At 72.1% G+C, this 14244-nt stretch carries 9 protein-coding genes; 5 read left to right on the top strand and 4 right to left on the bottom strand.

Features of this window, described 5'->3' with window-relative positions; all coding sequences use genetic code 11:
• Positions 1–141: 141 nt before the first annotated feature.
• The 3 genes from ACH427_RS03400 to ACH427_RS03390 all read left to right on the top strand — a co-directional run bounded on the left by ACH427_RS03400 (position 142) and on the right by ACH427_RS03390 (position 4335).
• Positions 142–951, top strand: coding sequence for a methyltransferase domain-containing protein (locus ACH427_RS03400; protein ID WP_398867666.1), 810 nt, complete (start codon positions 142–144; stop codon positions 949–951).
• A gap of 38 nt (positions 952–989) precedes the next feature.
• Positions 990–1943 (top strand): UbiA family prenyltransferase, encoded by a 954-nt coding sequence (locus ACH427_RS03395; protein ID WP_398867665.1) that lies wholly within the window; start codon positions 990–992, stop codon positions 1941–1943.
• 136 nt (positions 1944–2079) lie between these two features.
• A complete protein-coding gene (locus ACH427_RS03390) occupies positions 2080–4335 on the top strand; it encodes an MMPL family transporter (protein WP_398867664.1) in 2256 nt (751 codons plus the stop codon).
• A gap of 67 nt (positions 4336–4402) precedes the next feature.
• Here the strand turns inward: ACH427_RS03390 and ACH427_RS03385 are convergent, their stop codons facing one another.
• Together ACH427_RS03385 and ACH427_RS03380 are read right to left on the bottom strand one after the other, a co-directional pair.
• On the bottom strand, positions 4403–5740 hold the full coding sequence (locus tag ACH427_RS03385; protein WP_398867663.1) for a protoporphyrinogen/coproporphyrinogen oxidase: 1338 nt from the start codon (positions 5738–5740) through the stop codon (positions 4403–4405).
• A 67-nt stretch (positions 5741–5807) separates the two neighbouring features.
• The gene (locus ACH427_RS03380; RefSeq protein ID WP_398867662.1) at positions 5808–7394 is read right to left on the bottom strand and encodes an AMP-binding protein; all 1587 of its coding nucleotides are present in this window, start codon (positions 7392–7394) and stop codon (positions 5808–5810) included.
• 295 nt (positions 7395–7689) lie between these two features.
• Here ACH427_RS03380 and ACH427_RS03375 point away from each other — a divergent pair, with 295 nt between their 5' ends.
• Entirely contained in the window at positions 7690–9711 is a 2022-nt protein-coding gene (locus tag ACH427_RS03375) for an FAD/NAD(P)-binding protein (protein WP_398867661.1), read from the top strand.
• Positions 9708–10667, top strand: coding sequence for a 4-hydroxy-3-methylbut-2-enyl diphosphate reductase (locus ACH427_RS03370; RefSeq protein WP_398867660.1), 960 nt, complete (start codon positions 9708–9710; stop codon positions 10665–10667). Before ACH427_RS03375 ends, ACH427_RS03370 begins: the two co-directional genes overlap by 4 nt.
• A gap of 79 nt (positions 10668–10746) precedes the next feature.
• On the opposite strand, the gene ACH427_RS03365 is transcribed toward ACH427_RS03370, so the two are convergent.
• On the bottom strand, positions 10747–13035 hold the full coding sequence (locus ACH427_RS03365; protein WP_398867659.1) for a LuxR C-terminal-related transcriptional regulator: 2289 nt from the start codon (positions 13033–13035) through the stop codon (positions 10747–10749).
• 242 nt (positions 13036–13277) lie between these two features.
• A complete protein-coding gene (locus ACH427_RS03360) occupies positions 13278–13883 on the bottom strand; it encodes a TetR-like C-terminal domain-containing protein (RefSeq protein ID WP_398867658.1) in 606 nt (201 codons plus the stop codon).
• Between the last annotated feature and the right edge of the window lie 361 nt (positions 13884–14244).

Raw genomic sequence — 14244 nt, 5'->3', positions numbered from 1 at the left:
GCGGGGCCTGCCGGTCCTTAGCAGATAACTGTCTGTTCCTCTGCCTCCGGCGCACTCAATTGCCATAGCCGGTGGGCCTGTCCGCTTCCTAGCGTGGGAGCGCGATTTCCCGGTGGCGAGATTCTCGAGGGAGAGGTTTCCATGACAGCTGACGCGATTCCGGCCGGTGACGTCAAGGAGTACGTTTTCGATCCGGCGTGGGAGCGGGAGACGGAGCGGCTGCGTACCAACGAGTCGCTGTGGGACCCGGGTACGGTCGAGCGCCTGGAACGGCTGGGCGTCGCCGAGGGCTGGTCGGTGCTCGAGGTGGGCGCGGGGTCGGGGTCCATCGCCCACTGGCTCGGACAGCGTGTCGGTCCGTCCGGCCGGGTGGTCGCGGCCGACCTGGCGACCGACCGGCTGGGCTGGATCGAGGCGCCCCACGTCGAGGTCGTCAGGACCGACATCCGCAGGGACGAGCTCCCCGCCGCCTCCTTCGACCTGGTCCACTCCCGGATGGTCGTCCAGCACCTCGAGGACCGGCCCGCGGCGGTCGCCGCCCTGGTCCGCGCGCTGAAGCCGGGCGGAACGCTCTTCCTGGAGGACACCGACTCCCTGACGCTGTTCCGCAGTTCGGTCTCCGAGGACTTCCTGCAGGACATCCGCGTGGCCGGTTACGGGCTGATGCGCCGCTCGGGCCACGAGCCGAGGGGCGGCCACTTCGATCTCGAGGCCGCGTTGGAGGCGGGGCTCGAGGACGTCTCGGCGGAGGGCCGCGCGGTGCTGGTCTACGGCGGTTCGGAGCAGGCCAGGCACTACCAGCTGTGGCTGGAGTTCATGCGTCCGCGCCTCGTCGCCGAGGGCCTCGTGGACGGTGCCCGTATCGACGAGGCGCTGCGCGAGATGGCCGATCCGGCGCACCGCTGGCTGTCGCAGGTGCTCATCTCCACCTACGGGCGCAGGCCGCTCTGAGCCGCCCGTCCTCCTCCACGACGAAAGGCGGCCGATCGATGTCCGCGGTCAGCACGGTGTCACCGTCAGGCGTCACGGGGCGTCTGAGGGTCTACGCGAAACTGGGAAAACTCTCCTTCTACGACTACTACTTGGCCGCCTTCGTCGTCTGGACGGCGTTGCCCGGTCCGCTCCTGTGGGGCGGCCGCACCTGGTCGGTCCTGCTGCTCCACACGGTCGGCTATGTCGGCGTGGTGGCCGCCACGGTCGCCCTCGACGACGTGACCGGCATCCGGGACGGCAGTGACGCGCGCAACTACTCTCCCGAGGACGGGACGCTGCGGGACCGTTCGCGCAAGCCGCTGCTGAGCGGTGCGCTGACGGTGCGCCAGGCCGAGCTGTTCGGCTGGGGCGCGGCCGTGTGGGGCGCGGTCTTCTGGGGGATCGCCCTGGCCGTGGCGCCGGAGCGGTCGCTGTGGGCGTGCGTGACGCTGGCGGCGGTGCTCGCCAGCAATGTGCAGTACTCCTACGGGCTCAAGATCAGCTATCGCGGCGGGCAGGAGCTGATCCTGCTCACTCCGGGCCTCGCCGTGCTCGTCCCCTATGTGCTGCTGACCGGCGAGGTGACCGGCCTGGTCGTCCTGGAGACGTGCCTCGTCGGGCTGTGGAGCCTGCTCGTGTCGCTCTATTCCAACATGAACGACGTCGAGGGGGACCGGCTCGCCGGCCGCCGGAACCTGGCCACGCTCAGCTCGGCCGCCGGTTACCGGCGGACGGTCGCGGCGATCCATCTGCTGGAGCCCGCCGTGCTCGTGGCCGCCATCGCCCTGGATGCCGTACCGGTGTGGTTCGCGGCGCTCGTGCTGCCGCTCTGGGCCGTGCGGGCGCGTCAGGCGCGCGCGGGGCTCGTGCGCGGCGACGTCCTGGTCGCCCGTGTGCTCGGTATGAAGCTGCACCGCTGGGGCGTGCCCGTCCTGGTGGCCGCCAACGTGCTGGCCCTGCACACAGGATGACCGCCGCGTCTATGAAACACCTTGCACCGCAACCAGCTTCGGTGCAGACTGTCCCACAACTCTGAAACACCCTGTTTCATAAAATGTGAGCGCGCATCACCCCTGACGGCGCGCCGCCTGACAGGAGATTACCGACATGCTCGACAGGCTAGCGAGGCTGATCCTTCCCCGGCCAAAGAAGATCTTGTTGGCCGTGCTGGTCATCGTCCTTTGCGTGGGCGGCGGTTCCATGGGGCTCAACGGCCGTCTGACCATGGGTGGTTACGAGAACAACGACACCGAGTCCGCCAAGACCCAGTCCGCCCTGGAGAAGGACTTCAAGCGGGGCCGGACCAATCTGACCATCCTGGTCAAGGCCGACCGCGGCGTCGACGACCCCGCCGTCACCGAGGCCGGGCTGAAGCTGACACGGCGGCTCCAGGAGAACAAGGACCTCAGCAATGTGGCCTCGTACTGGTCGACCGGCAAGTCGCCCTCGCTGCGCGGCGCGTCGGGGAACCAGGCGCTGGTCAGCGGCACCATCCTCGGCGACTTCGACACGGTCAACGACCGCGTCAAGGACCTGAAGGACGAGTACACCGGCACGGTCGACGGCCTGGACGTCAAGCTCGGCGGCCTGGCCCTGATGAACTACGAGAACACCCAGCAGGCCGCCAAGGACGCCGGACGCGCCGAGGGCATGGTCTTCCCGCTGGTGCTCGTCGTCCTCGTGATCATCTTCGGCTCGCTGGTGGCGGCGTTCCTCCCGCTCGCGGTCGCCCTCGGCACGCTGATGCTGGTCTTCGGGCTGCTGTTCGCGCTGACCTTCGTGTTCGACGCGAACAACCTGCTCATGAACATCACCACCTTCCTCGGCCTCGGCCTCGCGATCGACTACAGCCTGCTGTTCATCACCCGCTACCGCGAGGAACTGGGGAAGAACGGCGGGCAGACCTCGGAGGCCATCCGGGCCACCATGCGCACCGTCGGCCGCACCGTGACGTTCTCCGCGGTCACCCTGGCCATCGCGTTCCTGTCCCTGATGGTCATTCCGTTCGGCATGTTCCAGTCGATCGCCGTGGGCGGCACGCTGACCACCCTGGTCGCCGCGGTCGCCACGCTGGTCATCGTGCCCGCGCTGCTGGCCTGGACCGGCCCCCGGATCGACAAGCTGCGCCTGATCCGGCGCAAGCCGCGCCCGGCCGCCGAGGAAGGCCAGGGCTTCTGGCACCGGCTGGCGGTCGTCGTCATGCGGCGCCCCGTGCCGCTCGCCATCGGGGTCCTCGCGGTCATGGCGTTCCTGGCCTCACCGGCCGTCGACCTCAACATGCGGCTGCCGGACGAGCAGATCCTGCCGAAGAGCGCCCAGTCGGCCCAGGTGGCCAAGTCCGTGCAGCAGGACTTCAACAGCCGTGAGGCCCAGGCGATCCAGGTCGTCGGCCGCGGCATCGGCTCGCCCGCGGGACGCGCCGGCGACATCGCCGCCTACGCCACGAAACTCTCGGGCCTGCCCGACGTCGCCCGGGTCGACGCGCTGACCGGCTCGTACGCCGACGGCAAGCGGGTCGCCCCCGCCACCGACGCCTCCCGGCGCTTCGCGAGCGACGGTTCCACCTACCTGTCGGTGATCCCGGCGGTGGACGGGCTGTCGACCGCCGGCAAGGACATCGTCACCCACGTCCGCGACGCCGGCTCGCCCTTCCCGGTCACCGTCGGCGGCCAGCCCGCCATCTCCGTCGACACCTTCGACATCCTCAAGGACAAGCTCCCCTACGCCCTGGGCATCGTCGGACTCGGCACATACATCCTGCTGTTCCTGCTCACCGGAAGCCTCCTGCTGCCGCTCCTGGCGATGCTGCTGAGCGCGCTGAGCCTCAGCGCCACCTTCGGTTCGCTGGTCTACGTCTTCCAGGACGGCCATCTGCGCGGCCTGGTCGGCGACTTCATCAACACCGGCGCCATCACCTGGACCACCCCCATCCTCGTCGCCGCGATCGGGTTCGGCCTGTCGATGGACTACGCGGTGTTCATCCTGTCCCGGGTCAAGGAGGAGTACGACCGCACCGGGGACAACCAACTGGCCGTGGCGACGGGCCTGGAGCGCGTCGGCAAGGTGGTCACCTACGCGGCCGTCCTGCTGTCCCTGGTCTTCATCGTGATGATCACCTCCGGGATCAGCTACCTGAAGGCGCTCGGTCTGGGCCTGCCCCTGGCCATCCTGCTGGACGCCACGCTCATCCGGGGCATCCTGCTCCCGGCCGCCATGCGGCTGCTGGGCGACCGCGGCTGGTGGGCACCCGGCCCGCTGCGCCGCTTCCACGCCCGCTACGGCATCAGCGAGGAGGGCACGGCGCCGACCCCCGCCCCCGTCGCCGCGGCGCGGGTGGACACCGCCACCACCAGCCGGCTGTGAGTTCCCCCGGCTCACAGCGGCAGGGGGCCCGTACACCGTCCGGTGTACGGGCCCCCTGTGTGTGGCGTCAGTTGCCGGCGAGCCAGGCGTGCACGCGCTCCACCGCGAGGGCGGAGGAGGCGACCGCCGCCTCGCTGCTCGGCCGCAGATACAACCAGTCCCCGGCGTACTCGACGGGCCGGGCGGCCCTGGAGACGAACGCCTTGCGCAGTGCCAGCGCGGCGGGCGGCGCCTCCGGCAGGCCGTGCCGCCAGCGGATCACCCGGTGGCCCACATACGCTGCCCGCAGTCCGTCGATGAAGCGCTCGCTCTCGTCGAGCGCCCGTTCCAGGACCTGCTCGTCGGGCAGGTCGTAGACCTCGCGGGCCCTGTGCGGCGAGATGAGCAGGGTGACCAGGCCGCGCCCGGCGGGCACACGGTGCGAGCACTTGTTGTGCTCGACCGTGCCACCGGACAGCAGCGAGTCCTCGCCCGCCGCCATCACGAACGCGTACAGGTGCGGCCGCGATCCACTGCGCCGGGGCTCCAGCGGCCGGTCCAGCATGACGGCCACCCGGATCATGGAGGTGAACGTCGAAGCCTCCAGGAAGGCCCGCTCCTCCTCCGGCAGATCCGGGCGCACCGAGGCCACCTCCGGCGACGGCAGCGTGAGCACGGCCGCGCGGGCGGTCAGTTCGGTGCCGTCCGCGAACGCCAGCCGCGCGCCCCTGCCGTCGCGCTCCACCCGGGTCACGGGCCTGGACAGGTGCACCTTCAGCCGCTCGGCGAGGGCACGGGCCATGGTGTCCTGGCCGTCCCGGTAGGTCTGCCAGTGGTAGATGCCCCTGGTGCCCTGCATGATGGCCAGCAGCGGGGCCACGGCACTGCGCTCGGGCCGCCAGCCGAAGGCCGCCGACGCGACCGGGCCCAGGCACCGGTCGACCAGTTCCCCGCCGTGACGGGCACCGTACCCGGCGAGCGTCAGCTCACCGTGGGGGGAGTCCTCCGGCCGTTCGGGGTCGACCCGGCCCGAACGGCGGCCGCCCGCCGCCATCATCCGCACCAGCTGGAGCCGCCCCCGCCAGGACATCCCGGCCCCGCTCAGCAGCGACTTGGGATGCCCCACCCAGGGGTGGGTGCGGCCCTCGCGCCACAGGCCCACGGGGTGCTGGATGCGGTGCAGCGCACCGTCCCGCTCCAGGCCCAGCTCCCGGATGAACTCCCAGGTGGCCGGGTAGCCGTTCGGGGCGATCGTCTCGGCCCCGCAGTCGATCGTGTAGCCGTCGACGCGGGCGGAGCGCATGCGCCCGCCGGGCTCGTCCGCGGCCTCGAACACCTCGACCCGGTGGCCCTCCCGGGCCAGCCGGTAGGCGGTGGTCAGCCCGGCGATGCCGGCGCCGATCACGGCGATGTCGATGTCGGTCACTGCTGTACCTCCCGGAGAACGGCCGCGCTCCCGGAGCCGCGCGGGCTCCGGGAGCGCGGGGAGACGGTCAGGTCCAACGGCCGGTGCCGATGGACTCCTTGGTGCCGAGCACCTGCTCGCGCAGGTCGTGGCGGCGCACCTTCCAGGTGGCCGTGCGGGGCACGTCCTCGAACGCGACGAGCCGCGGCTCACCGAGCGGTGGCAGCCCCTCGCACGCGGCACGCCAGTCGTCCGGGTCCAGCCGTCCGTCGGTCGTGCACAGGACGGGCACGGGCAGTTCGCCGGGCACGCCGAGGACGGTCACGTCGGACACCCGGGGCAGCCGGTCCAGCAGGACGCTCTCCAGCTCGATGCCGCTCGTGCCGGGGATGGTGTCCACTTCGCGGTCGACCAGCCGCAGCCGCCCGAACCGCCCGGCCTCGCCGATGTCGCCGGTGTTCCACCAGGTGCCACGGGCCTTGTCCCGCCAGCGGTCGGACTCCCCGAGGTAGTCCAGGCAGCGCGCCTTGGTGGCGACCATCATGATGCCGGGCCTGTTCCGGGGCACCGGGCGGCCGGTCTCCACGTCGACGACGCGCACCTTGTTGAAGCCGGGGGACGGCCAGCCGATGTCGCTGGTCACGGCGGTCCCGGCGGGCCGGCCGCGCATCCTGCCGCGGGTGAACAGCGTGAAGCACACCGGCCCCACCTCGCTCTGGCCCCAGCCCTGGAGCCACACCGGGAAACGCCTGCCGGACGCCTTGAGGAACGTGCGGACCGTACGCGGGTGCACCGCGTCGAAGGTGCCCACGTACAGCCGGACCCGGCGGAACAGCTCCGGCCTGGCCAGGGCCAGTTCCTCCCACTTCTGGAAGATGTTGGGGCAGGCCTCCAGCGTGGTCGGCCGGTGCTCGTCGAGCATCCGCTCGGCGACATCGGTCCCGTGCCTCGAAATGATCACGATCTTCTCGGGGGCCAGCACGAACTGCCCCAGCACCCAGGAGACGATCCTGCCGTGGGCGAAGGAGACCGACGTGGCGGCCACGTCCCGGTGCCTGCTCGCCAGCACGGGGAAGCGGATCCGCTCCATCCGGGCGATGCCGCCGAGCATCGTCCCGGCGGAGTGGACGACCAGCTTCGGCACCCCCGTCGTCCCCGAGCTGTGCATGATGAGCATCGGGTCGTCCCGGCCGGCCAGGCGCACGGACGGCGCCTGCGCCCCGTCCAGATCGGCCAGGGTCAGCGCACCGGGCGGCGCGCCCTCGCCGAGCTCGCCCAGCACCACCACCCGTGTGCCGGGGCCCGCCAGTTCGACCCCGGCGGCGGCGGCGCGGGCGAGCGGCCCCGGTGAGACGACCAGGACCGTCGGGGCGAGCCGGGCGATCATCACCCGGTGCGCCTCGGGCGTGTTGACGGCGGAGATCGTCGCGGGAACCGCGCCGAACCGGGCCGCCGCCGCGGCGGCCAGCGTCATGTCCAGATGGTTGTCCTTCACGATGGCCACCCTGTCCCCGCGCCGTGCCCCGGCCGCGTACAGCCGGGCGGAGAAGTCCCGCACGATGCCGGCGAGCTGCCCGGCTGACAGGCATGTCCCCCGGTCCGGGGCGATGTCGAAGGGCCGGTCGAGGCAGGCGACGGTCTGGCGATCCGCCTCCGCGTGCCAGTCGAACAGCACTCCCAGGTTTGTCGGATGTTTACGGAACCGCATTTTCAGCACTCCCCATCAGGAATGACTTTCGTGAGCCGGCAATGGCTCGGAATGCCATGGGGGCTCACCGCTGAAAGAGTTCACCAAATTAGGGAACGAACCGGGCGCGCGGCCATGGCAAGCCACCTGACAAGTCCGCCCGGACGGCTAGCAATAATCAGCCGCTTATGCGCCCTCGCCCGGACCGGCAGAATCCCACCTGATCCCGGTCCTGATGACACCTGATCCCAGCGATAAGTGGTACGGGGAATGGAGACCTGACATGAGCGGCACACGCCTCGACCTGTGCCTCATCGGGGCGGGCCCCCGCGGCCTCTCCGTCCTGGAGCGCGTCTGCGCCAACGCCCGGCTCCCGGCGGCGCCCCGCCCTCTCGCCGTGCACGTCGTCGACCCGTACGCGCCCGGCCCCGGCCGCGTCTGGCGGACCGGTCAGCCCCGCGATCTGCTGATGAACACCGTGGCCTGCCAGGTCACCGTCTTCACCGACGAGAGCGTCGAGATGGCGGGCCCCCGGGAGAGCGGCCCGAGCCTGTACGCGTGGGCGCGGCGCCTGTCGCGGTACGGAGACGAACAGGCCGGGCCGCACGATGCGCCCGTCCTCGCGGAGGCCCGGTCGCTGGGCCCCGACTCCTACCCCACCCGCGCCCTGTACGGCGCCTATCTGGACTGGGTGTTCCACCGTGTGTCGGCCCACGCCCCGGCGGGCGTCACCGTCCACGTGCACCGGCGAACGGCCGTGGCACTCGACGACGGCCCCGCGGGCACCCAGACCGTCACCCTGGACGACGGCACCCGGATCACCGGACTGCACGCGGTCGTCCTGGCCCAGGGCCACCTGCCGCTCCAGCCCTCAAAGACGGAGACCGCGTTCGGCGGGTTCGCCGCCGGGCACGGCCTCACCTACCTGCCGCCCGCCAACCCCGCCGACGTCGACCTCACCGCCGTCGCCCCCGGCGAGCCGGTGCTGCTGCGCGGCCTCGGACTCAATTTCTTCGATCACATGGCCCTGCTGACCAGCGGCCGCGGCGGCCGCTTCGTACGGAGAGCGGGGCGGCTGGTCTATCTGCCCTCCGGCCGGGAGCCCCGGCTGCTGGCCGGCTCACGGCGCGGGGTGCCTTACCACGCGCGCGGCGAGAACGAGAAGGGCGCCTCGGGCCGTTGCACCCCCCGACTGCTCACCGCCGAACTGATCGCCAAGCTGCGGGCCCAGACGGCGGGCGGCACAGGGCTGGACTTCCGCACGGACCTGTGGCCGCTCGTCGCCAGGGAAGTCGAGACGGTCTACTACACGACGCTGCTGTCCGCCCGCGGACAGGCCGCGGACGCCGGTGAGTTCCGCGAGCTCTATCTCGCCTCCGAGGACGCGGACGGACAGCGGGAGCACCTGCTGAGCCGCTTCGGCCTCCTCCCGCACGACCACTGGGACTGGCACGCCCTCGAACATCCCTACCGGGAGGTGGAGTTCAGCGGCCCGGAGCACTTCCACGGCTGGCTGGCGGACCATCTGCGCGCGGACATCGCCGCGGCACGGGCCGGAAACGTCACCGATCCGCTCAAGGCGGCCCTGGATCTGCTGCGCGACCTGCGCAACGAGATACGCCTTGCCGTCGATCACGGCGGCCTGGACGGGGATTCCCACCGCCGCGACCTCGACGGCTGGTACACCCCCCTCAACGCCTATCTGTCCATCGGCCCGCCCGCCCGGCGCGCCGAGGAGCTGCTCGCCCTGGTCGAGGCGGGCCTCGTCCGGATCGTCGGTCCCCGCATGCGGGTGTGGCCCGACCGGTCCTCGGGCCTCTTCGCCGCCGAGTCGCCGGCCGTCCCGTCGTCCCGCGTCCACGCCCGCGCGCTCATCGAGGCCAGGCTGCCGGAGACGGACCTGCGCCGCACGGCGGATCCGCTGCTGCGCCATCTGCTCGCCACCGGCCAATGCCGTCCGTACCGCATCCCGTCCGCGCGCGGCGACGACTACGAGACCGGCGGCCTGGCCGTCACCGGGCGCCCCTACCGGGTGGTGGACGCCTCCGGCCGCGCGCACCCCCGGCGGTTCGCCTTCGGTGTGCCCACCGAGGCCGTGCACTGGGTGACCGCCGCGGGCATCCGGCCCGGCGTCGACTCGGTCACCCTGGCCGACTCCGACGCCCTGGCGCGCGCCGTCCTCGCCCTGGACGCCCCGCCCCGCACCGACGCGGCGGCACCGCCGACGGGCCGCGCCCGCGGCCGTTCCCACAGCCGTCCTCGCCACCTTGTCCGTAACCGCACGAACCCCGGGAGTGGCCAGTGAACGCCATCAGTACCCCCGCACCCACCCGCAAACGGATCGTCCTGGCCGAGCCCCGGGGATTCTGCGCGGGCGTGCGGCGCGCCATCGGCATGGTCGAGCGGGCGCTCGAGATCCACGGTGCCCCGGTCTACGTCCGCAAGCAGATCATCCACAACCAGTACGTGGTGAACGGGCTGGCACGGCGCGGAGCGGTGTTCGTGGACTCCGAGGAGGACGTCCCCGAGGGCGCGGTCTGCGTCTTCTCCGCGCACGGCGTGTCCCCCGAGGTACGGGCGAAGTCCGCCGCCCGGCGGCTGGACGTCATCGACGCCACCTGTCCCCTGGTGTCCAAGGTGCACCAGGAGGCGAAGCGCTTCGCGGCCACGGGCCACACCATCCTGCTCATCGGCCACGCGCGGCACGAGGAGGTGGAGGGCACGGTCGGCGAGGCCCCGGAGCGCATCATCGTGGTGGAGACCGTCGACGACGCCAGGGCCCTGGAGCTCGAGGACGGCGCCTCGGTCAGCTATCTGACGCAGACCACGCTGTCGCTCGACGAGACCCGCGAGATCACCGAGGAGCTCGTCCGCCGCTTCCCCCGGATCACCGGGCCGGGCACGGACGACATCTGCTATGCGAGCCAGAACCGGCAGAACGCGGTCAAGGCGCTGGCGGCCCGGTCCCAGCTCGTCCTGGTCGTCGGCTCGGACAACTCCAGCAACTCGGTCCGGATGGTGGAGGTGGCGATCCGGCACGGCGCGCGGTCCCATCTGGTCGACGACGTGTCCAAGCTCGACGAGTCATGGCTGTCCGACGTGGACTCGGTCGGCGTCACCGCGGGTGCCAGCGCCCCGGAGATCCTCGTCGAGGAACTGGTCGCGCGCCTGGGCGAGCTGGGGTACGGGCGGATCGACACCCTCACGACCGTCACCGAGGACATCGTCTTCACCCTGCCGGGCAGCCTGTCGGCGCCCTGACCGGGCCGGACCCCGGGTGGCCGGCCGGGGAACCGTGGGATCGGGTCGCCCCGGACCCAGCCGTCGTTCCCCGGCTCCGTCAGCCCGCCCGCTGCCGCATGACGCGGGCCACATGCACCCGGGACGGGCACTCCAGCTTGTTCATGACCTGCCGCAGATGGTTGACCACCGTCCACTCGGACAGTTCGAGCGTGCGGGCGATCTGACGGTTCGTCATACCTTCGGCCACCAGCTCGGCGATCTGGTACTGGCGCGGAGTGAGCCCGGCCGGGCGGACGGCGTCCGCCTCGGACTCGTCGGCGGCCTCGGGCGCGGACGGCACGGACAGGGCGAGCGTGAGCGCGGCCTCCAGCGAGAGGCAGTCGGCCGGCGGTTCCCCTTCGGACACCGGCAGCGGGTCGCCGCCCGGCGGCACACCGTGCCGCTCGCGCAACGTGCGGGCCACTCCGAGCACCTGCCGGACGAGCTGCCGTTCGGCGTCGCTCCGGTCGGGCGCCGCCCGGGCCGTGGTCTCCAGTGCCAGGACCACGTCCGCGGGGCCTCCGCTGTGCAGCAGAAGCAGTTCCATCGCCTCGCGGACCGCGCCGTGCGCCGCCGCGCCCCGGCCCCGCAGCAGCCTGACCCTGGCCAGGTCGACCAGCGCGAGGGCGCGGGCGTACGGATCGTCGAGGGAGCACAGATCGTCGAGGGCCCGGAGCAGTGGCTCCTCCGCCCCGGCGTCGCCCAGGCCGGCCAGGGCCAGCGCGAGCAGCCGCCGGGCGGCGGCGGCGCCTCTGACCTCCCGCCGTGCGTCGAGTGTCGCCACGGCGCCCTCCGCCAGGGCCACCGCCCCGCGCAGGTCGCCCGCCCGCCGCGCCAACTCGCCCAGGAACACGGCGGTCTTGGCGCTGCCGCCGGGGACCCCGGCGCGTTCGTACAGCTCGCCGGCGCGGGTGAGCAGCTCGCCGGCGCGCTCCCGGTCCCCGGCCACCATCGCCCAGCGGCCGGCCGTCCTGAGCGCGTCGGCCAGGAGCGGGGTGAGCCCGTCGTCCCTCGGGCCGGCCGCTTGGAGCGCGGCGAGTGAACGCTCCAGCACCACGGCCGCCTCGGGCAGCAGGTGGTGGACGGTCAGGGCGTCGTCGAGCGCGAGCAGGAGGCGCACCACTTCGGCATGGGCGCCCCTGGCCTGCAGTCCGTGCACGGCCGTGCGGATGTCCGGCAGCCGGGTCAGTACGAGGTCCAGCCAGCGCGACCGCCGCTCGGCCGCGCGCAGCCCGCTCTTCGCGACGGCGGCGAACCGCATGTAGTGGTCCATGTGCCGGGCGCGGGCCTCGGCCGACTCCTCGGGGCACCGGGCGAGCTGCTTGCGGTAGTGGCTGCGCACCACGGCGAGCATCCGGAACTCCGGCTCGCCGCCCGCGCGTTTCGCGCTCACCAGCAGGCTCTTGTGCACGAGCGAGTCCAGCCGCCCCGCGGCCTGCATCCGGCTGAGGCCCCCCAGGCACTGCACCGTCAGCAGATCGACCGAGGACTCGCAGACCGCCAGCCGCCGCATCAGGGAACGCTCGTCCGGCGTCAGCGCCCGGTCCCCCCAGGAGAGTGCCCCCGGGACCGACTGATGGCGGGTGGGCACATCGAGTAACTGGCTGCGGTAGGGGAACTCCCCGCTCCGCAGCGCCTGGAGCAGCTCCGCCGTGCCCATGGTGCCGACGGCCCGCGCCGTCACCTCGATGGCGAGCGGCAGGCCGTCCAGCGCCTCACAGATCTCGCTGATGTTCCGCAGGTCGCCGCCTTGGAGGACGTCCCTGCGGTAGTGCGCCCCGACCCGGTCCAGGAACAGCCGCGCCGCGACGGAGATGCCCGTTCCCCGCCCGCGCGGCCGCACCGGCAACGGCGCGACGGGGAAGAGGTGTTCCGCGTAGACGTTGAGGGAGGAGCGGCTGGTGAGCAGGACGCGCAGCCGGGGGCAGCGGCCCAGTAGGGCGCCGATGCCGGGGGCGAGCAGGGGTGCCACCAAGTCGCCGTTGTCCAGGGCGAGGAACACCCTGCGGTCCCCGATCCACGCCCCGATCCGGTCCGGGGACGGTACGGCCGCGCCGGACATCCCGAGCCCCGAGGCGACCTTGCGCCAGGCGGCCAGCGGATCGCCGGTCGACGCGAGGTCCACCCCGACGACCGCGTCGGCGGCGGACGGCACGACGGTGGCCAGCACCGCCGTCGCCAGCGCGCTCTTCCCCACCCCCGCCGGCCCGGTGACGGTCAGCAGCCGGACTTCCGGCAGGTGCAGCAGCCGGGAGAGCTCCGCGAATTCCCCCTCCCTGCCGTACAGCCGTGCCCCATGGTGCACACGCACTTCTCCACGAACACCGCAGTCCATGAGCTGGCTCACGATTTACTCCCATCAGCAAGCATTTTTGCCTAAAGCGGGTAATAACGTGCAGCTGACAGCCCGACGGAGGCGTCCCCCACCCCCGGGCATCACGAAGAAACACCTGCGCCCCCCACTTCGTGGCACAAGATGTTCCATAGATGATGCCCGAGGATTCGCGGGGCACTTCGTGCCCCGCAGGTGTTCCACTGGAGAACCAATCAAGATCACGGAACGGCGCCTTCAGGTTCCGGCGCCCGCCCTCAGCCCGCCGATCCGTGCGCCTTCAGGAAATCGTCGACCAGCTCGGGGACATAGCCCTCGCCGAACGTGCCGCCCTCGACCAGCCTCCGGAAGACCAGCGGCCCGATGAGCCGGTCGACCGCCACATCGGTGTCCAGCTTCCCGACGATCTCCCCCCTGGACTTGGCCTCGTCGATGATCTCGCGCAGCATCCCCGTCCCCTTGCGGCTGCAGGACTCCAGGACCGCCGCGTACCGGGGATCGAGGGGCGCCTGGTCGATGATGACCCGGAGCACCCGCTCCCCCTTCGGGTTGCACAACACGTCCAGGAACGCGTTCAGTTCTCCGATCAGGTCGCGGCGCAGATCGGCGGTGCGCGCGCCGTGCTCCACCTGGAACAGGTCGGCCAGGAGCTCCTGGATGAGCAGCGCCGGCTCCGGCCAGTGCCGGTACAGCGTCGTCCGTCCGACACCACTTCGCGCGGCGACGGACACATGCGTCACCTCGGCCCAGCCGCCCTCGATCAGCAGGTCACCCGCGGCGGCGAGCGCCGCCGCCCTGTTGCGTTCCGCCCGCGGGTCGGGCCCCCGGCCCACCCTGCCCTTCTCCGTGCTGCTCCCGGTCATGGGTCACGCCTCCGTTCACCGACTACTTCTATGGAACAGCTTGCACCACAAATGGTCTGAGCGAAACGACCTTGGGGGCCGGGCTCCACGGGGCCCGGCCCCGGTGGTGGTGCGCCGCCCCCCGCCGGGAGGGGGCCGGACACGAGGCATGGCCCTCACCCTGGGCCGCTCCTCGCGCGAGCGGCGACGGCGACCTCCGGACGCGCGGGTCCGCGCGACGGTGCCGGGGGCTGGTGACGGGCATACGCGGCGTCGCCGGAGGACGAGCCCTTCGACGAGGACGACCTGGCCCTAGGTGTATTGCCCTGTGAGGTTGGGGACGCGGGTGGCGAGTGGCTGGGCGCCTGCGGCGCTTTGTTCC

Source organism: Streptomyces sp. NPDC020379 (assembly GCF_044387105.1).
In the GTDB taxonomy this organism is placed as follows: Bacteria; Actinomycetota; Actinomycetes; order Streptomycetales; family Streptomycetaceae; genus Streptomyces.
This window is presented reverse-complemented; position numbering and strand designations above follow the sequence as displayed.

What these genes read in the sequence shown, in the direction of transcription:
- ACH427_RS03400 (WP_398867666.1), top strand. Translation starts at nt 142, where the DNA reads ATGACAGCTGACGCGATTCCGGCCGGTGACGTCAAGGAGTACGTTTTC.
- ACH427_RS03395 (WP_398867665.1), top strand. Translation starts at nt 990, where the DNA reads ATGTCCGCGGTCAGCACGGTGTCACCGTCAGGCGTCACGGGGCGTCTG.
- ACH427_RS03390 (WP_398867664.1), top strand. Translation starts at nt 2,080, where the DNA reads ATGCTCGACAGGCTAGCGAGGCTGATCCTTCCCCGGCCAAAGAAGATC.
- ACH427_RS03375 (WP_398867661.1), top strand. Translation starts at nt 7,690, where the DNA reads ATGAGCGGCACACGCCTCGACCTGTGCCTCATCGGGGCGGGCCCCCGC.
- ACH427_RS03360 (WP_398867658.1), bottom strand. Translation starts at nt 13,883, where the DNA reads ATGACCGGGAGCAGCACGGAGAAGGGCAGGGTGGGCCGGGGGCCCGAC.